This is a genomic window from Alteraurantiacibacter aquimixticola (assembly GCF_004965515.1).
In the GTDB taxonomy this organism is placed as follows: Bacteria; Pseudomonadota; Alphaproteobacteria; order Sphingomonadales; family Sphingomonadaceae; genus Alteraurantiacibacter; species Alteraurantiacibacter aquimixticola.
The window spans coordinates 1-24,658 of the sequence record NZ_SSHH01000001.1 but is presented as its reverse complement, the minus strand read 5'-3'; the positions used below and the strand labels follow the sequence as shown (position 1 = coordinate 24,658).

23 protein-coding genes are annotated in these 24,658 nt (G+C 62.6%); 13 read left to right on the top strand and 10 right to left on the bottom strand.

The annotated features are described in order from the left end of the window. The first annotated feature begins 101 nt into the window (after positions 1–101). On the top strand, positions 102–2,210 hold the full coding sequence (locus tag E5222_RS00110) for a nuclear transport factor 2 family protein (protein WP_136691454.1): 2,109 nt from the start codon (positions 102–104) through the stop codon (positions 2,208–2,210). Positions 2,211–2,225: 15 nt separating this feature from the next. Here the strand turns inward: E5222_RS00110 and E5222_RS00105 are convergent, their stop codons facing one another. The 7 genes from E5222_RS00105 to E5222_RS00080 all read right to left on the bottom strand — a co-directional run bounded on the left by E5222_RS00105 (position 2,226) and on the right by E5222_RS00080 (position 12,546). After that, entirely contained in the window at positions 2,226–6,869 is a 4,644-nt protein-coding gene (locus E5222_RS00105) for a beta strand repeat-containing protein (RefSeq protein ID WP_136691453.1), read from the bottom strand. Positions 6,870–6,892: 23 nt separating this feature from the next. After that, positions 6,893–8,551: a ShlB/FhaC/HecB family hemolysin secretion/activation protein gene (locus E5222_RS00100; protein ID WP_169053421.1), complete on the bottom strand. Its 1,659-nt coding sequence runs from the start codon at positions 8,549–8,551 to the stop codon at positions 6,893–6,895. A gap of 377 nt (positions 8,552–8,928) precedes the next feature. Continuing rightward, a complete protein-coding gene (locus E5222_RS16340) occupies positions 8,929–9,099 on the bottom strand; it encodes a hypothetical protein (RefSeq protein WP_169053420.1) in 171 nt (56 codons plus the stop codon). A 419-nt stretch (positions 9,100–9,518) separates the two neighbouring features. Continuing rightward, positions 9,519–10,541: an NAD-dependent epimerase/dehydratase family protein gene (locus E5222_RS00095; RefSeq protein ID WP_136691451.1), complete on the bottom strand. Its 1,023-nt coding sequence runs from the start codon at positions 10,539–10,541 to the stop codon at positions 9,519–9,521. Positions 10,542–10,573: 32 nt separating this feature from the next. Next, positions 10,574–11,383, bottom strand: coding sequence for an SDR family NAD(P)-dependent oxidoreductase (locus tag E5222_RS00090; RefSeq protein ID WP_136691450.1), 810 nt, complete (start codon positions 11,381–11,383; stop codon positions 10,574–10,576). A gap of 38 nt (positions 11,384–11,421) precedes the next feature. Beyond that, positions 11,422–11,988: a TetR/AcrR family transcriptional regulator gene (locus E5222_RS00085; protein ID WP_136691449.1), complete on the bottom strand. Its 567-nt coding sequence runs from the start codon at positions 11,986–11,988 to the stop codon at positions 11,422–11,424. 189 nt (positions 11,989–12,177) lie between these two features. Further along, complete coding sequence (locus tag E5222_RS00080) at positions 12,178–12,546, bottom strand: VOC family protein (protein WP_136691448.1); 369 nt, start codon at positions 12,544–12,546, stop codon at positions 12,178–12,180. Between the two features lie 54 nt (positions 12,547–12,600). Between E5222_RS00080 and E5222_RS00075 the strand changes: the two genes are divergently transcribed. Both E5222_RS00075 and E5222_RS00070 read left to right on the top strand, forming a co-directional pair. Further along, on the top strand, positions 12,601–13,050 hold the full coding sequence (locus E5222_RS00075) for a MarR family winged helix-turn-helix transcriptional regulator (RefSeq protein ID WP_136691447.1): 450 nt from the start codon (positions 12,601–12,603) through the stop codon (positions 13,048–13,050). 3 nt (positions 13,051–13,053) lie between these two features. Then, positions 13,054–13,500 (top strand): EVE domain-containing protein, encoded by a 447-nt coding sequence (locus E5222_RS00070; protein ID WP_136691446.1) that lies wholly within the window; start codon positions 13,054–13,056, stop codon positions 13,498–13,500. A gap of 39 nt (positions 13,501–13,539) precedes the next feature. On the opposite strand, the gene E5222_RS00065 is transcribed toward E5222_RS00070, so the two are convergent. Continuing rightward, a complete protein-coding gene (locus E5222_RS00065) occupies positions 13,540–14,487 on the bottom strand; it encodes an AraC family transcriptional regulator (RefSeq protein WP_136691445.1) in 948 nt (315 codons plus the stop codon). Positions 14,488–14,648: 161 nt separating this feature from the next. Between E5222_RS00065 and E5222_RS00060 the strand changes: the two genes are divergently transcribed. From E5222_RS00060 to E5222_RS00050, 3 genes are all read left to right on the top strand, one after another. Further along, complete coding sequence (locus tag E5222_RS00060) at positions 14,649–15,533, top strand: NAD(P)H-binding protein (protein WP_136691444.1); 885 nt, start codon at positions 14,649–14,651, stop codon at positions 15,531–15,533. Positions 15,534–15,571: 38 nt separating this feature from the next. After that, positions 15,572–16,327, top strand: a complete 756-nt coding sequence (locus E5222_RS00055; protein WP_136691443.1) for an SDR family oxidoreductase — start codon at positions 15,572–15,574, stop codon at positions 16,325–16,327. Positions 16,328–16,454: 127 nt separating this feature from the next. After that, positions 16,455–16,961 (top strand): DUF1097 domain-containing protein, encoded by a 507-nt coding sequence (locus E5222_RS00050; RefSeq protein ID WP_136691442.1) that lies wholly within the window; start codon positions 16,455–16,457, stop codon positions 16,959–16,961. A 614-nt stretch (positions 16,962–17,575) separates the two neighbouring features. On the opposite strand, the gene E5222_RS00045 is transcribed toward E5222_RS00050, so the two are convergent. Further along, positions 17,576–18,469 carry a LysR family transcriptional regulator gene (locus tag E5222_RS00045; RefSeq protein WP_136691441.1) on the bottom strand — a complete coding sequence of 298 codons (894 nt, stop codon included), beginning with the start codon at positions 18,467–18,469 and terminating at the stop codon, positions 17,576–17,578. Between the two features lie 79 nt (positions 18,470–18,548). On the opposite strand from E5222_RS00045, the gene E5222_RS00040 reads away from it, so the two are divergent. The 7 genes from E5222_RS00040 to E5222_RS00010 are packed head-to-tail and all read left to right on the top strand — an operon-like array spanning position 18,549 to position 24,273. Further along, on the top strand, positions 18,549–19,664 hold the full coding sequence (locus E5222_RS00040; protein WP_136691440.1) for an FAD-dependent oxidoreductase: 1,116 nt from the start codon (positions 18,549–18,551) through the stop codon (positions 19,662–19,664). A gap of 11 nt (positions 19,665–19,675) precedes the next feature. Further along, a complete protein-coding gene (locus tag E5222_RS00035) occupies positions 19,676–20,578 on the top strand; it encodes a VOC family protein (protein ID WP_136691439.1) in 903 nt (300 codons plus the stop codon). 6 nt (positions 20,579–20,584) lie between these two features. Continuing rightward, complete coding sequence (locus E5222_RS00030) at positions 20,585–21,742, top strand: alpha/beta hydrolase family protein (RefSeq protein WP_136691438.1); 1,158 nt, start codon at positions 20,585–20,587, stop codon at positions 21,740–21,742. Beyond that, on the top strand, positions 21,736–22,425 hold the full coding sequence (locus tag E5222_RS00025) for a glutathione S-transferase family protein (protein ID WP_136691437.1): 690 nt from the start codon (positions 21,736–21,738) through the stop codon (positions 22,423–22,425). Before E5222_RS00030 ends, E5222_RS00025 begins: the two co-directional genes overlap by 7 nt. Beyond that, positions 22,422–22,991, top strand: a complete 570-nt coding sequence (locus E5222_RS00020; RefSeq protein ID WP_136691436.1) for a cupin domain-containing protein — start codon at positions 22,422–22,424, stop codon at positions 22,989–22,991. The genes E5222_RS00025 and E5222_RS00020 overlap by 4 nt, the downstream gene beginning before the upstream one ends. After that, entirely contained in the window at positions 22,988–23,962 is a 975-nt protein-coding gene (locus E5222_RS00015; protein WP_136691435.1) for a fumarylacetoacetate hydrolase family protein, read from the top strand. Before E5222_RS00020 ends, E5222_RS00015 begins: the two co-directional genes overlap by 4 nt. Beyond that, positions 23,959–24,273: a hypothetical protein gene (locus E5222_RS00010; RefSeq protein WP_136691434.1), complete on the top strand. Its 315-nt coding sequence runs from the start codon at positions 23,959–23,961 to the stop codon at positions 24,271–24,273. Before E5222_RS00015 ends, E5222_RS00010 begins: the two co-directional genes overlap by 4 nt. A 19-nt stretch (positions 24,274–24,292) precedes the next feature. Here the strand turns inward: E5222_RS00010 and E5222_RS00005 are convergent. Then, positions 24,293–24,658, bottom strand: a 366-nt coding sequence (locus tag E5222_RS00005) for an aldehyde dehydrogenase family protein (protein WP_136691433.1), incomplete at its 5' end; no start/stop codon positions are given.

Below are 24,658 nucleotides of genomic sequence, written 5' to 3'. Positions count from 1 at the left end.
GCGCAAGCAGGACGTGCGGGCACAGCGCGCTTGAATGTTCGCGTCCCGCCCAACATCCTGCGTGCCCAGACTATAAGAATACTGACGTGTGGGAGGATTTCATGCGGCGTTCCCTATCGCTGATCGCAGCCTTGCTTGTTGCCGCCTTGCCCGGCGCTCCTGCAGCGCAGGACGTCTCGCGCGTGCAGATCGACGAGCTGGCCCGCGACGTCTCGCGGGTCGAGGCGATCCGCGAGGTGAAGGACCTCCAGCGCTTCTACGCCCAATATGCACAATTCGGCCTCGCCGCTGAAATGGCAGCCCTGTTCGCGGATGATGCCGAACTGGTCTGGGGAGAGGAAAGCTTGCGCGGCAGGCCAGCGATCGAGAACTGGCTGCGCGCCCGCATCGGCCCGCGCGGGCTGGCGCCGGGCGCCTTGCACGCCGAGTTCATAGAGGACCCGCTGGTCAATCTCTCGGCCGATGGCGGGAGCGCGAAATCGCGCTGGATGGGCATGACCATGTCCGGCGATGGCGAGGGCGGCAGCTCGATCGAAGGCGGCGTATACGAGAACGAATATGTGCTCGAAGGCGGCACATGGAAACTGTCCCGGCTGCATTATTTCCCGCAGTTCGAGGGCGACTACGCCAATGGCTGGGCGAATATCGGCAACGCCCAATTGCCGCAGGTGCCGTTCCACTTCACGGTGGACGAAACCGGCATTCCCGTCCCGCCCGCCGAGGGCGCGGCCCCGCAGAGCAATGCCACGCTCGACAGCCTGGAAGACCGCATCGCCGCGATGAATGCGGAGGATGTCGTCCGCAACCTGCAGAACGCCTATGGCTATTATGTCGACCGCAAGATGTGGGACGATGTGGTCGATCTCTTTGCGACCGATGGGGTGGTGGAGATTGCCGGGGTCGGCACCTTTGCGGGACCCGACGCCATCCGGCAGGCGATGGAGCGCATGGGGCCGCAGGGCCTCGAACAGGGCCAGTTCAACGAGCATCCCAGCTTCGACACCATCGTCACCGTCGCCGATAACCGGCGTGAGGCCTATGCCCGCGGCATTGCCCTCGGCATGATGAGCGATGGTGGGGAAGCAGGTTGGAGCTTCGCCGTGTTCCGCAACCGCTTCGTGCTTGATGAGGGGCTATGGAAGATCCGCGAGATGCGCATCTATCCGCTGCTGGAGGCCGACTATGCTTCCGGCTGGGCGCATGGCGGCACCGCGCATCTGCGCCATGGTGTGCTCCCGGCCTTTACCGAGCCGCATCCGGTGACCGGAATGGACGTCACCATCACGGGCTTCGAGCTTGCCGGGTCCGCCCCGCTCACCCCCGCGCTGGAGCCAGCGCAATCGGCCAGCCCTGCGCGCAGCGATGCCGAGCGCTTTCTCGATGCACGACGCCGCCTGCAACGCTCGCTCGCCTATGACGGCGTTGTCAACGTCTCCTCCGCCTATGGCTATTACCTCGACGATTTCTTCTGGGTGGAGCTGTCATCGATCTTCGCCGAGGACGGCAACAAGCATTCGCCCTTTGCCGGCTTCTATCTCGGCCGCGAACGGATCAAGGCCGCCGCCACGACCATGTGGGGAGAGCCGCCCGAACTGCGTGACGGCATCTCCTATCACTGGCGCTTCCAGCCGGTCATCCACGTCTCGCATGACGGGCGATCGGCCAATCTGCGCACCCGCCTGTGGCAGCCGCGAACCGGCCTGCGGCGCGAGGCGGGAGAGGAAGGGAACTCCCTTTACTCACCCGGCTTCAATTCGGGCATGTATCCCAACGACCAGGCAGTGCTGGAGGACGGCATCTGGCGGCTATGGAGCCTGACGATCGACGAGCATTACATGACCAGCCAGAACTGGAAGGACGGCTGGGCCGGTGTGCCGGTCAGCCCGCCCGGCCAGGCCGCCGGGCAGAGCCCGCTGGTCGAACGGCTGCCGCCCGACATATTGATGACCGAGCTTGGCCGCCGCGCGGAGCATTTCCGCGGAGGGACGGGCGTGACCTATGCCTGGCCAGACATCCTGCCGATGTGGTTCCACTACAAGAACCCTGTCTCAGGGCGCGTCCCGGAGAACTACTGGCCCGACAGCGTGCCCGCGCTCGACCTGCCGGAATCGCGCCTGATCGCCCATGGCTACCAGATGCCCCCCAACGGGCCGGAGGTAGACGGCATCCACATCGAGCTGACGCCGCCCGAAGCGAATGTGATGGAGTAGCCGGGCGTCGGCGCCTTAGCCTGGAGAAGGCTGGCAGCTGCCGCTGGCGGGATCGCCTCCCTCAGGACAGATTGGCAGCGGGGCCTCGCCGCCCTCTCCGCCGTTACTTTCCGCACCGTTGGAGGATCCTCCGCCAGTTCCGCCGAAGTCCACGCTGAGCGCAACCGGGTTGAGCGTCGGAGCCCCTCCGGCCTCGCCAGCACCGGCACCATTTCCGCTGACGCCCGCGCCGATGCCCGGCGCCTGACCGAAGCCGCCGCCGATCACATTGGACACCGATTCCGTCTCGACCGGCATTACCGTCAGCTCTGCCGGAGTATAGTCGATCACATAGTTTGCCGAGGCGGCCAGCGTGCCCAGGTCGATGGAATAGGTCCCGGGCAAGGAAGCCACATTGGCGGCAGTCGCCAGTGCGCCCGTCAGGCTGTCACCATTGACGAGACCGCTGACGCCATAGGTCAGCTGCGGATTGGCAAAGCCGAACAGGCGCGATTGCGCATCGGCGATGATGGCCAGCATGCGCGGCGTGATCGTCAGCTCCGCACCCTCATAGGCAAGCGTATAGTTGGGCGAGGCTGCGAGCGTACCATGCGTGATGCCGTAAGTGCCTACATCGGAGGCTGCGGTCGCACTGGTGGCCAGCGCGCCGCCCAGCGTGTCGCCATTCGCCAGGCCCATTCCGCCCACCGTGTAGGTCAGCGCCGGGTTGGCATCGCCGTAGATTCGGCTTGCCGCATCGGCCAGCACCGTGACGGCACGCGGCGTGACGGTCAGTGCACTGGCATTGCCCGCCGCCTGGCTGGCATTGAGCGTGTAGTTGCTGCCGGCGCTGAGGCCCGAGCCGGTGACGGCATAACTGCCGATATCGGAGGTTACCCCTGCCACACTCGCCCAGCTCACCGTGCCCGAAAGCGTATCGCCATTGACGAGGCCGGTGGCCGCAACGCTGCCGGTCAGCACCGGGTTCGCATCGCCATAGATCCGGCTCAGCGCATCGGCGGTGTAGACAACGTCCAACGCACGCGGGGTGACGATCAAAGCACTGGCATTGCCCGGCGCCTGGCTGGCATTGAGCGTGTAGTTGCTGCTGGCGCTGAGGCCGGAGCCGGTCACGCCATAGCTGCCAACATCGGAGGTCAGGTCCGCCAAGGTCGTCCAGATCGCCGTGCCGGACAGCGTATTGCCATTGACGAGGCCGGTGGCCGAAAAGCTGCCGGTCAGTGCCGGGTTGGCATCGCCGTAAATGCGGTTCGCCGCATCGGCGGTGTAAACCACGCTCAAGGCACGCGGCGTGACCGTCAGGTCCGCACCCACATAGGTCAACGTGTAGTTGGACGAAGCGGCGAGCGTGCCCTGCGTGATGCCATAGGTGCCGACATTGGAGGTCACGGTAGCTGCAGTAGCCAGCGCGCCGCTCAGTGTGTCGCCACCCACCAGGCCTTGCCCGCCCACCGTGTAGGTCAGCGCCGGGTTGGCATCGCCATAGATGCGGCTTTGCGCATCCGCCGTCACGGTGATGGCGCGCGGATCGATGGTGAGCGTGCCGGTGCCGACCATCAGGTCATAGCCTTGCTGGTTCGAATAGAGACCCACGGGATCGGTGAAGTGGTAGGCGCCCGCATCGGTGCCCGAAACGCCGCCCGTCAGTGTGCCGAAGACGAGTGCCGGATTGCCGCCGCTACCGAGCGTATAGCTGCCGGAGTCGAGCGATTGCATCGTCCCGTCATAGGTGACCGTGGCGTCTGCCAGCGATACCGTCAGCGGGGTCAGGAAGCTGCGCAGCAGCGGAGCGGTGCTGCCTTCGTAGATGCGCCAGATCGTGTCCTCGCCGCCAGTGCCGCTGATGTCCCAATTGGTGAAGCTGGCCGCCTGCTGCATCTGCTCGGTGGTGAGGCCGGTGCCGCCTATGGCAGTGCCTCGTCCGAGGCTCCCAGTCCGCCCGGTGGTTTCCATATTCCAGTAGCTATCCGTGGTCGTGGTGGTGCTGTCCGGGTTAAAACCGAGAAGGCCTCCGACATCGCTGGTCCCTGAGACTGCACCCGCCGCATAGCTTTTGCTGATGACGGTGTTTCCTTCGCTAACGCCAATCAGGCCACCAACCAACTGATATCCTGCTACAGCGCCTGAAGAATAGGAATTGCTTATGGCCAGCTGGTAAGAGTTACCAACCAGCCCGCCCGTCCTGGAATATCCGGATAGACTAACCGCCGTATAGGAGTTCTGGATAACCCCACCCCCATATCCGGCCAGACCGCCCGATGCGGCATACCCTGTTATTGATCCTGTAACATAGGCATTGTCGATCGAGCCAAGGAGGACGCCAGCAATCCCCCCGACGGCCTCATATCCTTCCAGGTCCACATCTAGCAGGCCGACATCACGGATCGAGCCACTGCTATAGCCGAAGAGACCGATATAATCCTTGTCCGGACGATTGATCGTCAGGCCCGAAATGACATGGCCCTGACCATTGAACGCACCGGTGAATGCCGTGGAGCCATCGCCAACCGGCGCGAAGCCGCGGCTGTCCCATATGCCGGAGATGTCGCTGCCATCGGCAAGACTGGCGTCGATATCGTTGGCAAGGCGATAGCTGGCACCAAGGTTCGCGCCCATCAGCTGCAGCTGGTAGACATTGGTGATGTCGATCACCCCGCCCACGGCCGGGTTGGCCAGGCTGCGCAGGATCGGGCGCATGCCCTCTGCCTGGAACCATGTGTTGGTGAGATCGAGGCTGCTGTAAGTACCTACGGTGAAGGCGTAATTTGCCGCAGCCGATTGCGCCGGATCGCTGGTGACGGCCGTTGCGTTCACGGTGGCTGAGAGATTGTCCCCGATCGCGGTGCCTCGGCCCGTTGAGTATGTGTCCCAATAGGCATTGGAGACATTTGTTAAGACTCCAGTGCCGATCACCCCGCCAACGAAGGAGCTTCCCGTGATGCTGCCGGAGACATGGACATTGCTGACTACACTTTCGAGGATATCAAAGCCAATCACTCCGCCAACATCCGAGCCGCCGGAGACTGCGCCAGAAACGAATGCGTTGTTGATACTGACGTCGTTGGTCTCCCCGACCAGTCCGCCAATATTGGAAATGCCAGAGACTGCCCCGCTGACAAACGCATTGGCGATGGTGGTACCATCGGCTACCCCCACTAACCCGCCAATGTCGTAGTCCCCCGTCACTGCCATGCTTGAAGAAACGTTCCTTATCGTTCCGCCTGTGCTTCTGGCTGCTAGTGCGCCTGTGTAGTAGAACCCGGTTACGCTGCCGCCATCGAGGCTGAGATCGTGGATCAGGCTGCCCGATTCGAGAGAGGCGAACAGGCCAATGTCATTGAAATATTCCCGGTCAATGGTCAGACCTGAAATCACATGGCCCTGACCATTGAGTGTACCGGTGAAATGGTTGGAAGAGGAGCCGATCGGATCGAAGCCCGCACCACCATTCCAACCAGCGGTGGCCGAGGCATCGATATCGCGGCCCAGCGCGTAGATACCGGCGAGATTGGTGTCCATCGCCTGCAGCTGGTTCACATCGTTCACCAGCATATAGGCGTTCAGGGTAGCGGTGGCGGCACCGGCGCCGACGAGGTTGGCGCTGAAATTCGTCGGCGCGGCATAGCTGGCGGGATTGTAGAAAATGTCTACCGCCTGCCCGGTTCCGGCGAAGGACAGTGAGCCGCCCGTGCCGAAATCGACCGTGCCGGTACCCGTGCCTGCTGCATCGGCGCGCAGGATCACCTTGTCGGCGCCGCTAGATAAGGCGGCGTTGACCGAAATGCCGCCCCGCGCGCCGATCACCATCGGGCCGCTTCCAGCCAAAATGGTGGTGCCGCTCACCGTCACGTCGCCGGTCCCGGCGACAAGTACCTTGGCTCCTGTCACGACGCTCGACAGGGTGACATTGCCATTGGTGCCGGTGACATAGGTAGCCTCGACACTACCCGGCAGGTTCACTGCACCGCGCACCGCCGCGCGTGCACTACCTGCGCCCAGCGTAATATGGGTGCTGCCCGGCGTTATGCCCGGCATCACCAGCTGGAGGAAGCCGCCGCCATTCAGATCGAGCGTCGCTGCCTCGACCGCGCCGATCACGATGGTGCCCGCTGCGATGGTTCCGCCCGCATCGACCTGGCCGCCGAGCAAACCGACATAGCCATTTGTTCCGACGACGATTGTCCCGCGGTTGCTGACCGTGCCCGTGCCATCGCCACCGAAGGTGCCAGCCCCGGCCATGAAATCGTCATCGGTGATATCGAGCGTGGAGGCGACGAAGCCGCTCGAGGTGCTGACGAGGCCCGAAGAGGTTATCTGGATGCCGTTGGGGTTGACGATATAGACCGCGCCATTGCTGATCAGATTTCCGGCAATGGTACTTTGCGCCGTGCCGGTCACGCGGTTGAGCGTGGCCGAATTGCCGGCTGGCTGGGTGAAGACGACAGTGCTCCCGCTGGCGATGCTGAAGTCTGTCCAGTTGATCACCGCGCGCTCAGAAGTCTGGGTGATCGTCTGTAGGTTGCCCGTTGTGGAGATGGTTGCCGATCCAGCTTCAACACTGCCGCCGCTGGGCACGGCCTGCGCCTGCGCCGTGGCGGCAAGCGCCATCGAGGACAGGATGGTGGATGCGGAAAGGACGATCTTGGTGCGGTTTGTCATGGTTCTGGGCTCCCCCCGAGCTGTCAGAAACGGAACGCGATACCGGCGGTCATGCGGGTATCGTCATCGTTGAATATGTTGCTGTGGCTGCGCGCCAGTTCGCCATGGGCGGACAGGCCGTGCTCCAGTTCGAAGCGAAGCCCGCCGCCCAGCGACCAGCCATCGACGTCGCGCCGCTCGAGCACGGTCGGCTGCGACACGCGGCCAAGCCCTCCGGCAGCGAAGAGATAGGGCGATACGAACGGGACCTGCGGATAGCCGGCAAATGCCAGCTCGATACGCCCGGTCGCTCCGCTATCGACATTGATCGATCCCAGCTCGAACCCCGACAGCGCGTCTGCCGCATCGAGAGAGAATTGCGCCGAGCTCGGCAAGGCGCCCGACAGGCTGGCCTGGCCGCGCGCAATACCCGTCAGCAGGAAACCGCCGCCAATGGGCAGGGCGAGACTTGCCGAACCCTCGATCTTGGTGAAGTCGGGCTCGCTTCCTTGGCGGGACAGCAATACGCCGCTCGCCAGTGCATCGGCCTCATCGCGCGCATCGAAGATCGCGAGGCCCTGCGTTGCGGCAAGGTCGGCGCTGACCACGGTGCCTCCACCAAGCGCCTTGCTCCAGTCCATGCCCAGCTGGACGAAGCGCAGCTTGTCACGGCTGAGCGCCGGGCTGAAGCCGCGCACGCGCTGGCTTTCCTCCAGAAGGTCGAAGGATGCCGACAGGTTCAGGCTTTCCTGCCGGGTCAGCACCAGCGGATAGCGCAGGCGCAGCGCCACACGGTCGAGCTTGCCCGCAATCGGCGCGGCGCCCTGCGGCATGTTCGGGTTGGTATCGGCGTGGAGATATTCCGCATTCAGCGTCAGCCCGTCCGTGCCGATCGGAACGATCACACCTGCACCGGCGATCCGGCGCATGGGCGCATTCTCGAAAATCGCGAAATCCGTTGCGGTGGAGCCGACCGCATAGATCTGCTCGCCCGCACCCAGCATGGAATTGAGGACGATCTGTGCGTCCACGCTCCAATTGTCATAGGCATCGCTCAGCCGGTTCTCGACGCCGATGCGGCCGGAAACAGGGCGATAGTCCGCATTGAGGATCAGCCGCGCGCCGCCCACTTGCTCGCCCGGCGCCAGCGCGCTGGTCAGCGCCACGCCCGGAACGCGCGCGGCGAGCAGCAGGTGCCGCTCGATATCCCGCATGGTCAGGCGCCGGCGGCCCACCAGCCGTGCGGCGCGCGCCTCGACCGCAGAGCGCACCCTGGCCGGCAGCGCGCTGGCATCGACCGCTTCAATGAAGCCTTCGACGATGCGGATGCGGAAGGTCGAGCCATCGGTCAGCTGCTGCGGCGGAACGGTAGCACGCGTCAGGATCTGGCCGGAGCGGGCATAGAGCGCCTCGATCTGCGCGGCGACGCCATAGAGCTCGGAAACCGCGACGGTCCGGCCGGCATAGGGCGCGACGATCCGTTCGATCTCTGCCGCGAAGGCTGGATCGGCATCGACCACTTCGATCATGCCGACCTCCACGAACAGCTCTTCGGCCCCTTCGGGCGCCGCGGTCACACGGGTCTCGGGCAAGGCAAGCTCGCCATCGGGCAAGCGCTCCACCGGCGCGGCGGTCTCAGGCGTTACGCGGCTCGTCGCCTGGCCGTATGCCGCGTTTGCATGCAGGCATGCGAGACCGGCCATTATCAGACAGGACCGATACAGCAGCTCGCTTCGAGCGCCGTAGCTGGCAAATTTCATTTGGATGTTCCCCCCAAAGAACAAGCTGGCCAGACCCTAGGAATGGGTGTCTTGCCAATCTGCGAACAATTGAATCAGATTTGATGAGGCCATGTGTGCTCGGGCAGTCCGAAGCCGCCGCCTCCCGACATTCCCTGCCACGGCGTGTATCCCCATGCGATGGAACCGCGACACCGTCCCGGAACCGGATGATGGCTAAAGCTCCTCCGCCGGCCATCGGTAGAGCCCGCAGGCTCCGATATCGCCAGCGCTCGCATCCCCTTCATTCACCTCGTCTTCTCAATGCTCTTGCGATCCACGAATATCCGGAGCTCAGCGCTCTAGTTATTTGGCCGGGAACCAGACAGGTGCAGAACAATCCAGGCAAGCGGAAGCCGGTGAATGGCAAGCATAGCAGCTGAATGGAGTGACAACCTGCTCGAGATGGACAGGAGCGCTTCGAAGTTCGGCAGCGGGTCGATATCCGGCAGATCGGCGAGCTGCCCGATCATCTCGGTCCACCCTGCCAGGCTCGACTCTCACCAATGTCAGGCTGGTCGAATTGCTCAGAAGGCGGCCCGGAGGCCAGGGTCTGGAGCTGGTGGCTACGGGTTGTGCTGAACCGGCACCTGCCTCCCGTATGTCAACCGCGGAACTGCGCCGGCGCTTCGGCGCGTAGTTCCCGTCTTCTGCGGGTTTGTCGAGATATCGGGGGATGTTGAGAAACAGGTAAATGGTGCCCCATAGACGACAAAGATGGGCACTCAAATCATTGGGAAATTTTTCTACCGAGACCCTGATCCCTACATTAGGGCAAGGAGAATGGCAGCTTATGGGCCGGTAGCGGAATGCTCAGTTTGGGCTGTGAACATGCGTAAGCTGCCGTAGCCATTGACCTTCGCGGCCTCATCAGGTTGGGGCACGGTCTGGCCTAAGCAGTTCCAACCGCGATGGCGCTTCGTGCTGTATCGATGATCGTGGTCTTCGCCGAGCGCGGCTTCCAACCAAGGTACTCCTGTGCCTTGGCGGAAGTGAATTCGTGCTTTCGGCCAAGGAGTGGAACCAGAAACCGTGCCGAAGGATCGCGCAGCGCAGCAAGGCGAACCAGAAAGTTCGGGAGTTTCCGCTTCGGTACTTTTTGCGCGTCATCACCCAGCGTCCAACGCAAAATCTCGGCCATGTCGGACATCCACACCCAATCGCTGGCGGCGATAAAGCGCTCTCCTGCCGCCTCAGGTGCGATCATGGCCAGGATGTGCAGGTCGACCACGTCGCGAACATCCACGGCGCAGAAGCCCGCGCGGGGGATTCCTGGCATTTGGCCCGTCAACATGCCTTGTATCAATCTCAGCGCATGGGCGTAGTCAGCGCTGAACACTGGCCCGAGCACGGCCGCTGGCAGGATCGTGGTGAGAGTTGTCGCCCCCGCCTGATTGCGCATGAAATCCCAGGCGGCGCGCTCAGCTAACGTTTTGGCCAGGCGATATGGGCCGAGCCTCTTGTCCTTCGGGTCAGTCCACCGGGTCTCATCACCAACGCTGTCCGGACTGCTCATGGGCGGCCTGCACGCCTCGACTGCCGAGGTCAGGACAATGCGTTTTACACCGGCCCGGCAGGATGCCCGCAGGACGCGGAGTGCGCCATCACGGGTCGGAATTATCAAATCGTCCGGATCGCGCGCGCCCTTGACGCCGACTGGCGCTGCAACGTGAAGGACATAGTCGCATCCAGCGACTGCCGAGTCCCATCCGGTATCGTCAGTGAGATCCGCGAGCGCGAAGGACAAGCGGTCGTCGGCATCAATCTGCGTGGCAATCTGCGCGCGAAGCCACGCTTCCTTGTCCGCGCTGCGAATGGTGGTGCGTACGTGATAGCCCCGGCTCAAAAGCGCGACGATGGCCCAGCCGCCGATAAAGCCGGTTCCACCGGTGACCAGCACCGATTGCGTATTCATGTCCATCATCCTTTCAGGAGGTCGGAGGCGTTTCAGGGCTTCGCGTCGCGATAACGCTGCGCCAATTGCGGTGACTGTCCTGCGAAGGCTGCCAGGTTGGCCTGCTGCGCCGCATCGAGCAGCTCCACCCGCTCAACACCGGGCGCGCAAACCACTTCGCCAAGTTCGAGGCCGCGCAGGCTGGCAGTCACCACGTCTTCGGGCGACATGCGGGGAAGCGCGCTGAGATCCATTCCCTGCCTCTCGTGGAACTCCGTTGCGACAATGCCTGGGCATAGAGCCTGCACTCGCACTCCGTGCCCCTTCAGCTCCTCGTGCAGCGCCTGACTTAGTGCGACGAGATGGGCCAGCGTCGCAACATAGGTCGCCCGCCCGGGCGCTGGCCCAAGCGGTGCCGACGCGCCATAGGCAAGCATGCCCGATACATTGATGATCGCGCCGCTTTGCCTTGCGACCATGCCCGGAACAGCTGCGCGGGACAGCATCGTGGGAGCGACGGTTTTGACCTGCAGCAGTTCGGCTGCTTTCTGCGCCGGTAGCTCGGTGAATGGCATGTAATGCGCCACCCCGGCATTGTTGACGAGCATGGTCAGGCTCTCGGCTGCGCACAGATCCGCAACCACCTCCACACCGGCATCGATACCGAGATCCGCCACGATCGGCCGAACCTCGACATTGGCAAGTTCGGTAACGAGTGCGTCCAGCCTTTCGCGCCTTCGGCCAATTGCGATAAGGTTGTACCCCTCGGCACCCAGGCGGCGGGCGAAGGCCTGACCGATGCCGGAGGAAGCCCCGGTGATGAGAGCAAGCGGGGCGGCGGTGTCTTGGATAATCGAGCTCATAAATTGTCTGTCCAGTCAGTCATGAATTGATCAAAACTCTAGGCGAGCATGCGCCAGACGCCTTCGAACGCAGTCTTGCTATGCTCGTCCGCTTGCGTCGGATGGCTAGTCATAAAATCCATCGTCGTGTCTGCGAGAGCGTTTACGAGCAGCATGACGAATTCCAGCGGCGCTTCGCTTAGTGGGCCGGTCTTGCGGCTTCGTTCCAGAATCTCGGCAAAGCCGAGCATGACCTGATGGCCGACCTGCCGGCTCTCTTCGGTGATCTCACCCGACACGTTTAGATGGGCAAGCGCCCGGCGTTTCTGCGGGAAGGTCGCGCCCCAGCGGATCCATTGTTGCCACACTTTGAATGCCTGTGCGCGAACATCTCCCTCGGCCGGAAGCTGGTCCAGAGCGGCAGAGCTCATCTCGCTCTTCAGCTCGACATAGAGCTGGTTCAGCAGATCCGCCTTCGTTTCGAAATAGGTGAACAGCGAGCCGTTGGAGACCCCGGCCTCCTTGGCAATCGCTGCCGTAGCCGCCCCCAGGCCCTGAGCGGCAATCACACAAGTTGCTGCCGACAGGATGGCACTTCGCTTCTCATCACTTCTGGGTCGGGCCACACAAAACTCCTTCGATCCGGCAACGCCACATATAGGAGAGTGTTCAGTCAGTCAACGCAAGGTTGTCCGCAGCGGATCCAGTGACATGGCGGTATAACCGCGCTTGGCCGTGAATGGACCGTCCTCTGTCAGACCAAACGCACCGCGGGCCTGAAAGGAGCGAATGCCCAGGGAATGGCCCGCGCCTTATTAACTCTGCGCGGTATGGAAAGTGAGTGCGTAGCCATCAGGATCACTGGCCACAAAGAACCGACCGAACGGCCCATCGTTCAATGGACTCAGCACCTTTCCACCGCGTTCAACGATCAGATCGTGGAACGCGTCCGCATCGTCACAGGCCACCCACAAGACCATGCCGGTTCCCAAGGGGCCGCTTTCAGGCAACGGCCGCAATGGTTCGCGAAGTGCCAGGGCGATCGGTCTGGTCGCAAAGACCACTGCGCCAGGCGGATTGCGGTCTTCGGCGGTGAAGCCAAATACATCCTTGTAGTACTGTGCCGACGTGGCGAGGTCGCGAACCTGAAGGGCGATAAATGATGGTCCGAACGGCATTGTCATTCTGGATGCTCCGGCATATTATCAGGTTCCTTATATTTATATCAGGACCCTGATATGTCAATGCGCAAAATGGATACTGCGAGTGACGAGGCGTGGATCGGCTACTGCTTGAAGGTCGTCCAACATCGTCTGCGACAACGGCTGGAGGCCGAACTGGCCGGGACCGGAGTGTCCGCCTCGCAGAACGCAGTACTGCTCGCGATTGGCGACAATCCGCGCATTTCGAATGCCTCGCTGGCACGTGCCGCATTCGTGACGCCCCAATCGATGCAGGGCATGCTTGTTACACTAGAGCGGGACGGTTTTATCGTCCGTACGCCGCATCCCGAGCACGGCCGCATCATCATGACCGAACTGACCGAAAAAGGCAGTGCAGCGGCACAGGCCGGCGCAATCGCGGCGGAAGCTGCCGAGCGCCAGATGCTCGAAGACCTGACAGGCGATGAGGTCAATTTGCTCAGAACCCTGCTGCAACGCTGTGCACATGCGCTCCAGGAGGAATGAACTGTGACATTCTGGATGGGGATCGCCTCGGCGCAGCATGCGCGCGGTGGTCGCGACGGCGGTTTTGCCCAGCTTGGACACGGCAAGCACATTGCCGTCAAATCTCTCAAGAAGGGCGACTGGATCGTTTACTATTCCGCGCGCGAGGGCATGGGGGAAGGTGAGACGGTGCAAGCCTTCACGACGATCGGTTGGGTGACATCGGATGCGCCATATCGCGTGGAGCAGGCGATGAACTTCAATCCCTATCGCGTCGATGTGAATTATCTGAAGGACGCGCAGCCTGCTCCGATCAGACCGCTTCTCGGCGATCTCAACCTGACCCGAGATCAAGGCGTCCATTGGGGCATGGTCATGCGGGGCCCCAAGCGCAGACTTGAGGAGGAAGACATGCTCAAGATCGCGGAAGCAATGGACGTGCTGGCGGAATTTCAGGATCTTCGGGACTGACATCGACACATTGCCCTGCCAGCAAACAGGCAGCTATTGTCAGTACGGGGCCATTTCCGGACTGCCAGGAGTACCTGCTGCGGACCGCCTGCAATATTGGCGCGGCGAACAGCCCATCACTCTCTTGAATGCAGTGCTGAACGCGCTTTCGGATTGATAGCCAAGCTCCGGAGCGATGACCGAGACGGGATCGCGCGCATTCTCCAGCCGGTCGCAGGCCAACAGCATGCGCCAGCGGGAGAGATAGTCCATCGGCGTTTCGCCAAGGGCTTCCTTGAATCGCAGCGCGAAGGTCGAGCGGGACATTCCTGCAATTTGCCCAAGCTCCTGTAATGACCAGCGCCGCGCCGGATCGGCATGCATGGCAGCAATGGCTTGTCCCAATTGATTGTCCGCCAGGGCGCGGAACCATCCCGTCCCCTGACGATGACCGCTCGAAAGATGAACGCGAAGCGTTAGCACCAGCATCATATGAGCAAGATGCTCGGTGAGGAGCTGACCTCCCGGTTGCGGATTGCGCATCTCCTCCATCATCCGGTCAATCGCCCACCGCAGCGCTGTCTGATCGGAATCCGAGCGGAGGTGCACGATGGGTGGCAGCATCCCCAACAACATGTCCGCATGATTGCCGCTGACGGCAAAGCGGCTGCCCGCCAGTGAGAAAGCACCGCCTCCATTGAACGTCACAACTCCGCCTTGGCGGGCAGGCGGAAAGATCGTGGCAGCGGCAAGCGACGACAGGGACAGGTCGCTGGCGAGGCGAAATGGCCGACCGCTCGGCAGGACGAAACAATCGCCCTCCTCAAGCCGCACAGGATCGTCGATGCCATCCACCGCAAGCCAGCACCCGCCTGAGAGGATGACATAGCATTTGATCTGTTTCTGCTGATCGCCAAAATGGATCGACCAGTCCCCGCCAGCATCAAATCCTGAGGAAATCGTGCTGCGCGGCCCCAGCAGCGAAAGCAGGTCGGAAAGTGGGTCCATCGGATGATCCGGACGATTGCAAAGATATTACAGACTATATGTCATGGACCGTCCGCCTCGCAATGCACTAGTTGTCGTGACGCAATGCAGATCGATCCCAAGGGGCAAATAGTGAATTTGCTGCCAATAGTTGGTCTTCTCGTAACCATCAGGAGCACTCCATGATTGTAGTCACCGCGCCGGCCGGCAATATCGGTCATCGTGTTGTCGAGAACTTGCTCGATCAAGGTGCCGAACTGCGCCTTATCGTGCGTGATCCATCCACCATTCCGGAAGCGGTGCGAGAACGCGTGGAAATTGTCGAGGGGTCGCATGCCAATGCCGATGTCGTGGACCGGGCCTTCGAGGGCGCCGATGCCGTCTTCTGGCTGGCACCGCCCGATCCGAAGGCTGAGAGTGCTACGGCTGCCTATGTGGACTTTACCCGGCCTGCAGCCGCAGCCCTCAAGGCTCATGGCGTCAAGCGTATAGTCGGCATTACCGGGCTCGGGCGCACCACGCCACTTGCGGGTGAGGCAGGCTATGTCACCGCGTCGCTCGCCATGGACGATCTGATCGCCAGCACGGGAGTGCATTTCCGCGCGCTGACCATGCCGTCATTCATGGACAATGTCCTCATGCAAGCGAATGCGCTCAAGGAGCAAGGCAAGTTCTTCCTGCCCATCTCGGGCGACCTGAAGCTGCCGAGTGTAGCGACCCGCGATATCGCCGCCGCCGCAACCCGCTGGCTGCTGGATGACAGTTGGACCGGTCAGGAAGAAGTCGCAGTGCTTGGGCCCGAGAATATCTCCTTCAACGACATGGCGCAGATCATGTCGGAGGTTCTCGGCAGGCCCGTCGAATACCAGCAGATTCCGCTCGATGCCTACAAGGCCAATTTCCTGAAATTCGGCTTCTCCGATGCGATGGCACAGGGGATGACCGATATGGCCGATGCCAAGGACCATGGCCTGGATCTCGGCGTGGAAAGAACTCCTGAGAACACCACGCCGACGACATTCCGCCAGTGGTGTGAGGAAGAGCTGAAGCCCGCCCTCTCGGCCTGAGTGCCCACAGGCCCTCGATAACTCAAGGAAACAGTGCGATGGAAATGACCGGTAACACTATCCTCATCACTGGTGGCACTAGCGGCATTGGCCGCGGGCTTGCCGAAGCCTTTCATGCTCTTGGCAACCAGGTCATCGTTGTCGGCCGTCGCCAGGCCCGTCTCGATAAGATCACGGCAGCAAATCCGGGAATGACCGGCATTCAAATCGACGTGCAGGATCACGCCGCGATCGAGGCACTCGCTGTGCGTGTGCGGCAGGAGTTTCCTGCCCTGAACGTGCTCATAAACAACGCCGGTATATCAAGGACGGAAAGCCTGGCTGAGGAGCCGGTCGATCTGGCGGTCTCGCGGGACATGATCGAGACCAATATCCTCAGCACGATGCATATGACCGCGGCGTTGCTGCCCATGCTGATGGCAAGGCCCAAAGCGACGATCATCACGACGACCTCCGGGCTGGCTTTCGTGCCCCGTGGCAACTTCCCCACTTACTGCGCCACCAAGGCCTTTCTGCATTCCTGGGTGCAATCGCTGAGGGTCCAGCTTCGCGGCTCGCCTGTGGAAGTACTCGAACTGGCTCCGCCCTATGTGCAGACCGAACTGGCCGGTGAGCAGCAGCTGACCGACCCGCATGCGATGCCCCTCGGTGAATACATTGCCGAGGTAATGCAGCTTCTCACCGAAGGAGACCTGCCTGACGGCGAGATTCTGGTCGAACGCGTCAAAGCCGCACGTTGGGCCGAACGCGATGGCGAATACGCCCGCCAATTCGCGATCTTCAATCCGGAGTAAACACCGGCGCGTCGCCCGCGCCGCACTCACCGCAAGAGCTTGTATGCCGCGTCCCGCGACCGGGCTGCGCAGTGCCGCACGACTGGGTCTCCCCCCACTCACCGGACGAAAAAGAAGGACCGACACAATGCCCGATGCTGACAATCAGACGGCCGGACAGCCGAACCATCCGCGTCAGAAGTTCATTCTCTGGACCGTGATTGCTTCGGCAGTAGCGGCCTTGGCCGCCTGGCTCAGCGAGGCGCTAGCGCTGGAAGTCTGGATCATGTTTGCCGGATTTATTGCATGGTTCACCCGGCCAACCTCATTTGGCAACAGCCTCTCGGCCATGTTGTGCCTGTGGCTGGGCGTTGCCATTGGCGCGGGATCTGGCGCTCTCACCGGGGCGCTCATACCCGTGCTGGGACAGTTTGCGCTGCCCGTCGTGGTATTTGCAGTGGCGCTGGTGATCGTCGGCCTGCGTAATCACCATATTGCCGGAAACATGCTCGCCTGGTTCCTTGGCATGGTGACCTGGTTTGCTGCCAGTCTGGATATTGTGGGCGCGTCTCTCCTTAACCTGGCCGGAGCGACAGCCATCGGCGGATTGGCCGGCTATACTTGCCAGGCGCTCAACAGGCGCTGGGCCGAGTGAGGAAGCCTCTGATTACAACGTTACCAACACGGGGTTGAGCGTCGGCGACCGCTTTGGGGGAGCCTCCCTTGGTCAGGACCTCGGCCTTGCTCCGTCGGCCGTTATTCGATGATGGTGCAACGAACGGCAACTTGTTGGGTCGGTTACCTCTTCGGCGGTCTGGATAGCCGGTTATTGGAGATGCGGACGTTGCTCCGAGTGCAATGTCCGGTTTCGGTTACAAATCAATCAAGTGCGGAGGTCCGGAATTAGGGCGCAAAACCGACATTGTTGCGCCCTACTCAATCGAGAGTTCTCAGCTGTCTCAAATGGGGCTGGCAAGAAATGGCAGTTTTCCGCCATTCATGAAAAATGGTGCCCCATAGACGACAAAGATGGGCACTCAAGTCATTGGGAAATTTTTCTACCGAGGCCCTGATCCCTTCATTAGGGCCAGGAGAATGGCGGCTTATGGGCCGGTCGCGGGCAGTCGGCTATCCACTCGCACTCCGTGAAAGCTGTCTTTATGAAGGCGAGTGGGCCTATGTGGTCATTACGGTGCATTTTGGCGTGCTGCCTGAAGCTTCGATCAACCTGGCTGCGGCGGTATCCGCTTCGGCACCCGATACGTTCAGTTAGTCGTAGTGCAGCTGCCTGATCAGCCAAATCAAACCAGCATCGTCGGCACGGGCGCGGTTGAACTGGATCATCTGCCGCATAATCGGGAATGCGAATGGCATGTTCTGCCAGGCGATCGCCATCCGCCCTGCCATCATTACCGCCAGCCGCTTGTGCATCACTGCCAAGCGGTCGGTCCCTACCAGCAAGTCCGGGACGCTGGTGAAGGATGCAGCGGATATCTCTATTCGGCGCCGTTGCCCCAGTTGGTCCAGCTGCGTTTCCGCAAAGGATGCACGGTTGGTCAGGCCGATACGTACGGCCACGTGGCCGGCATCGCGGAAGGCCTCTTCGGAAAGCGGGGCCTGCAGCAGGGGATTTCCCGACCAGCCGACAATGACATGCTGCTCCTCGAAAAGCAGGTTTGTGGGATGGCCCGCTACACAATGCTCTTCGGGTGTCAGGAGAATATCCAGCTCACCCCTTTCGAGATCGATCTGCGCCTGCTCCGAAGGCGGGACGATATCGAGCGATATGCCCGGCGCCGCCGCCTGGATGGCGGGAATCACCTGCGGGAAAAGCACGGCCACAAGATAGTCCGAGGCGCAGATGCGGAAGCAGCGCCGTGACGTCGCCGGATCGAAGGCGGTGGATTGGGTGATCAGCGCGTCGAGATCGGCGAGGATGGGTTGCAGCTCCTGCTGGAGCGACAAGGCCGCGGCAGTGGGGATCATGCGGCGGCCTTGCGGTACCAGCAGCGGCTCTTTGAAATACTCCCGTAGCCTGGCGAGCGCCGCGCTCATGGCCGGTTGGGACAAGTTCAGCCGCTCAGCCGCGCGCGACACGCTGCGCACCTCGACCAGCATGTTGAGCGCCACCAACAGGTTGAGGTCGAGGCCCTTGAAGCGCATTCTTCCATCCATTTAATTTATGGGATGTTATTATAACAATCGATTTTGTTTATCAAATGTAGCAAACCATTATCGCCGCATGGATTGTCAGGACATACTCATAATCGGCGGGGGCATTGGCGGGCTCACCTCGGCAATCGCCCTGCGGCGCGATGGCCATGCGGTGACGGTGATCGAGCGCGATCCGGAATGGACCGTATATGGCGTCGGCATCATCCAGCAGGGCAATGTGCTGCGGGCGATGAAGCAGCTGGACCTGCTCGACGATTACCTCTCCGCCTCGGTCGGCTTCGATGCGGTTGCGGTCCATGCGCCCGACGGCACGCTGGTGGCCAAGGTGCCGTCGCCACGGCTGGTGGAAGGCTGCCCCGCCAATGTCGGGATCGGGCGTCCCGCCTTGCAGAAGGTACTGGCCGACCGGGCGAAGGCGGCGGGCGCCGAGATCAGGTTGGGCCTGACTGTGGAGACGCTGGAGGATGATGGCGAAGCGGTCCGCGTCACCTTCTCCGATGGCAGCACCAAGCGCTTCGACCTGGTGATCGGCGCGGACGGCGTATACTCGCAGACGCGGGGCATGCTCTTTCCTGAGGAAGAGGGGCCGCAATTCACCGGGCAGGCGGTGTGGCGCTACAATTTACCGCGACCGGCGGAGCTGGACTCGCTCCATGTCTATAACGGGTCGACCGGCGCCGGCCTCGTCCCGATCAGCGATGCGCTGATGTATATCTACCTGACCACGCCGGAGCCCGGAAACCCGCGCTATCCGGTGGCGGGGCTGGCCGAAACGATGCGCGGCAAGATGGGGCAATTGCCGCCCGATATCAGCGCCCTGGCCGAGCATATCACCGAGGATGAAGGCGTGGTCTATCGCCCGCTGGAAGGCATGATGCTGCGCGGCGACTGGCACAAGGGCCGCGTGGTCCTGCTGGGCGATGCGGTCCACGCGACCACGCCGCATCTGGGACAGGGTGCGGGCATGGCGATCGAGGATTCGATCGTGCTCGCCGAAGAGATCGCCCGCGCTGCCACGCCGGAACAGGCCTTCACCGCCTTCCGCGAACGCCGCTTCGAACGCTGCGCCTATATCGTCGACCGCTCGCTCGAAATCTGCATGGGCCAGCTCGGCAAGGGGCCGCCCGTCGACAATGCCAAGGCCACCGCGGAGATGTTCAGCGTGGTCTCCCAACCGATCTGAGGAGCACAAGCATGAGCCGTGTGACCGAAATACGCTATGTCGGCTACGGGGTGGAGGACTTCGAAGCTGAACGCGCCTTCTATGCCGATCACTGGGGACTGGAAGCGGTCCCGTCCGATGACGGCATGGCGTGGTTCCGGGCCGTGGGATCGCCCGAGCATCACGTCGTCCGCCTGCGCCCCTCCGATGCAAACCATGTCGATGTGATCGCGCTGGCGGCGGACAGTCGCGCCGATGTCGATGCGCTTCACGTAAAGGTTGCGGAGGCCGGGTGCAAACTGATCCATTCGCCGCGCGACCTTGCCTCGCCCGGCGGCGGATACGGTTTCCGCTTCTTCAGCCCCGACGGCCTTCCGTTCGAGATTTCCAGCAATGTGGCGAAGGGCGAAGCGCGCGAGGTGGATCGGTGGGAAGGCATTCCTTTGCGCATCAGCCACATCGTGCTGCATTCGCCGGACCACCAGGCGGCAGTGACATTCTTCTGCGACGTGCTGGGCTTCAAGGTCAGCGACTGGCTGGGCGATTTCATGTGCTTCCTGCGCTGCAATTCCGCCCATCACCGGCTCGCTATCCTGCCGGGGCCGCCGTGCCTCAACCATGTCGCTTACGACATGACCAATGCGGACGGCATGCTGCGCGGCGTATCCCGCCTGAAGCAGCGCGATATCGACATTCGCTGGGGACCGGGACGGCACTCGGCGGGCGACAATACTTTCAGCTATTTCGTCACGCCTGCAGGCTTCGCGGTCGAATATACGGCCGAACTGGAAGAGGTCGATTTCGACACGCATCAGGCCAAGGTGCACGAGCCGGGGCCGCGCATCATGGACCAGTGGGGGATCGGCATAGGCGGTCCGCAGACCATGCCGCATGCCGCCCCCGACCCCAAGCTGTTCCAGCCGGCGGAGGCCTGACCCGCGATGGCTCTGTTCGAATATTTCCCGAACTATATCTGGAACCTCTCCGTCGCCATGGCGCTGGAGAGCGGCGGCAAGATCGGCGAAATCGTCGATATGTGCGCGCCGATCCGCGAGGCGGCGGAAAGCGGCGATGCGGGCACGCCCGATTTCATGCGCCAATGGGTCGCCAAGGCGGACCAATTGCTGGAACTGGCGGCGGAGGATGAGGAGCACGGACGCGGCTTCTCGGTTTCGGACAAGCTGGAGCGCGCCTCGCTCTACCTGCTGGTGGCCGAACGCATGCAGCAGCAGGGTTCCGCCGGGCGCGAGGAAACCTATCGCAAGGCGCGCGAGGCCTTCGATCGCTCGACACGGCTTGGCGCGATCAACCGGGAACGCGTGGAAGTGCCGCTGGCGAAGGGCACCATGCCGGCGCTGTTCACGCAAGGCGAAGGCGAAGGGCCGCGCCCCGTGGTGGTCTATTGCAACGGCCTCGATAGCTGCAAGGAGCTGCTCTACTGGTCGCGCCTGCCAGAGGCGCTGGCGCGGCGCGGCATCTCCACTCTATGCGTCGACCAGCCAGGCACCGGAGAGGCGATCCGCCTGCAAGGCCTGCCGGTCGATCCGCATTCGGAGAGCTGGGCCAGCAAGGCGGTAGACTGGCTGGAGTCGCGCTACGATGTCGATCCGGCGCGCATCGGCATGACCGGCATCTCGCTCGGCGGCCATTTCGCCCCGCGCGCGGTTGCCTATGAACCGCGCTTCGCCAGCGGTGCGGTATGGGGCGCCAACCACAATTGGCGCGAGGTGCAGGATGCCCGCATCCGCCGCGAGGGCGAGAACCCCGTGCCGCATTACTGGGCGCATGTCTTCTGGGCCTTTGGCGCCAGCGACATGGAGGACTTCCTCGCCAAGTCCGAAGGCATGAACCTCAACGGCCATATGGACCGGATCAAGGTCCCCTTCCTCGTCACCCATGGCGCGGCGGACCGTCAGATCAGCGTCGATTACGCGCACCAGGCCTATGACCAGCTGGTCACTTCCCCGCGCCGCGAACTCAAGATCTTCACCCCGCGCGAAGGCGGCGTGGAGCATGTGGGCGCGGACAACATGTCCTATGCGCGCGACTATATCGCGGACTGGTTTGCGGAGACCTTGGGAGGGCGCACCCAATGCTGAAACTGTGGTTCGCACCCAATACCTGCGCGCGGGTGAGCATGACCGCGCTGGAGGAGATCGGCCAGCCTTACGGGACCGGCCTGATCGCTTTCATGGCCGGCGAACACCGCAAGCCGGAATTCCTCGCCGTCAATCCCTCGGGCAAGGTGCCCGCGCTGGAAACGCCGCAGGGCGTGCTGGTGCAGAACGGTGCGATCCTGAGCTGGCTGGCAGAGGCCTATCCGGACGCGGGCTTGCTCCCGCCAACCGACAATCCCTTCGAAAAGGCGCAGCAGCGCGCCGAGATTTTCCGCTGTTCGAGTGACCTGCACCCCCTCGTCACGCGTTTTGTCATGCCGCAGATGATCTCTACCGAGATGGAGGACGCGCCGCGCATTCGCGCCAAGGCCGAGGAACTGCTGCGCTTCCAGCTCGCACCTCTCGAAACTCGCCTGGCCCAAGACGAATTTTTGTTGGGCGGGAGCTGGTCGATCCTCGATGCCTATCTCGCGTGGATCTGGTTCCGCATTACCGGGTCCGGTTTCGACGGGGACGCCTTTCCGGCGCTGCGCGGCCATCACCAACGCGCGACGGAACGGCCCAGCGCCAAGGCGGCTCTGGCGCGTGAAGCCGAGGCGGAAAAGGATCTCGATGGGCGCGGATTGCTGTTTCGCCCGCCATTCGACAAGGGGGCAGGGAAATGAGCGAGCGGCCGGTCAGGCGGATCGTCACCGGGCATGACGATCAGGGCAAGGCTATCTTCCAGGAGGATGGCCCCGTCCCCCGAGTGCAGCGCATCGGCGGTGATTACGGCCCGCTCTTCTACGAAGTCTGGAACACGCGTGAGTCACCGGCACGGATCGACCGGGCCGGTGGTGAACCGCCAGAAGAGGGCATCCAGCTCGCCCCGCCCAGAAACGGCACCCGCATCCGCGTGCTCGACATCCCACCCGATGGCGACCGGCTGGACAATGTGACGGCCGAGGAAGCGCGCGCGCATTTTGCCGAAGTAGGCGCGGGCGATGCCTCGTCCCACAGCACGGAAGGCAGCCGCCATGCGCATATGCACCGCACCGAAACGGTCGATTACGGCATCGTCCTCGAAGGCGAGCTCACGCTGATCCTCGACGAGGGCGAAACCCTCTGCCGCGCGGGCGACATCATCGTGCAGCGCGGCACCAATCACGGCTGGGCCAACCGCAGTGACCGGAACTGCCGCATCGCCTTCATCCTGATCGACGGCGCCTATGTGGACGGGCTGGAACTATGAGGCTGGCGACCCGCGACAACGGCATGCCCGATGGCGAACTGGTCCTTGTCTCTGGCGATGGATCAAGCTGCCTGCCTGCGGGTGCGCAATGGCCGAACCTGCTCGGCGCCATCGAGCGCTGGGGCGAAGCGGCACCAGCGCTACAGGATCTCTCTGTAAGGCTGGCCGCAGGCGAGGGAGAACCGCTCGCTCCCGCCAGCTTGCGCGCGCCCCTGCCGCGCAGCTGGCAATGGCTGGATGGCTCGGTCTTCGATACCCATGCGAAGCTGATGCAGGTCGCTTTCGGTACCGAGCCGATCGAGAACGCGCGCCCGCTAATGTACCAGGGCATGTCCGACCGCTTCCTCGGCCCATGCGAGGATGTGCCTTTCCTGCGCGAAGAGGACGGGATCGATTTCGAAGGCGAGTTCGGCGTGATCGTGGACCATGTGCCGATGGGCACCAGCGCCGAGGAGGCGATGGCGCATATCAAGCTGATCGTGCAGATCAATGACTGGTCGCTGCGCGCTTATGCGGTGCCCGAAATGAAGACCGGCTTCGGCTTCATCCTCGCCAAGCCCGCCTGTTCGATGGCGCCCTTCGCCGTCACGCCGGACGAGCTGGGCGAGAACTGGCAGGACGGGCGCGTCTGCCTCGACCTGCTGATCGACTGGAATGGTGAGCGCTTCGGCAGCGCTAGTGGCCGCGAAATGGACGTCGGCTTCCATGAGCTCGTCGCCCATGCGGCCACTTCGCGCGACCTTGTCGCGGGCACCATCATCGGCTCGGGCACCGTGGCTAACGAAGCCTATGCCGAGGTGGGCTCCAGCTGCATTTCCGAGCGCCGCGCCATTGAGATCATTGCCGAGGGCAAGCCCACTACCGGTTTCATGCGCTTTGGTGACCGCGTGCAGATGGACGCCGTCGATATCCACGACCGGCATCCCTTCGGGGCTATCGATCAACAAATCACGAGAGGAGAATGTTCATGAACAAGACTGCACTCGCTATCGCAGCAGCTTGCCTGACCGCACCATTCATGGCCTACCCCGCTATTGCCCAGGAAATCGAGCAGCAGGCGGAGCGGCGCTATTCCGTCGATAGCACGCCTATTGGCACATTGCTCGACGACCCGGAAACTTCGGCGATTCTCGAGCGTCTGATCCCGACCGTGTTCGCCAACGAATTGTTCCAGACAATGGGGCGCACCAATACGCTGCGCGGAGTCCAGCAGTATGAAGCTGCCGTACTAACCGATGCGAAGCTTGCCGAAATCCAGGCCGAATTCGACAAGCTGAAATGAATCGTGCAGCGACTTCCGCTCAGATCGGGTAGTGTCGCGGCTCGGTTTCGAAGGTGATCCAGCGCAGTTCGGTGAAGGCATCGATGCCGGCCTTGCCGCCGAAGCGGCCATAGCCCGATGCCTTCATGCCGCCGAAGGGCATCTGCGGCTCGTCGGACACGGTCGAGGCATTTACGTGGCAAATGCCAGCCTGGATCTGGCGAGCCACCTTCAATCCGCGGGCGGTGTCCCTGGTAAATACGGCGGACGAGAGACCATATTCGGTATCGTTCGCCAGCTCGATCGCATGCGCCTCATCCCGTGCGCGGGCAATGCCCACGACGGGGCCGAAGCTTTCGTCGCGGAACAGCTTCATGTCCGGTGTCACCTTGTCCACCAGATGCGC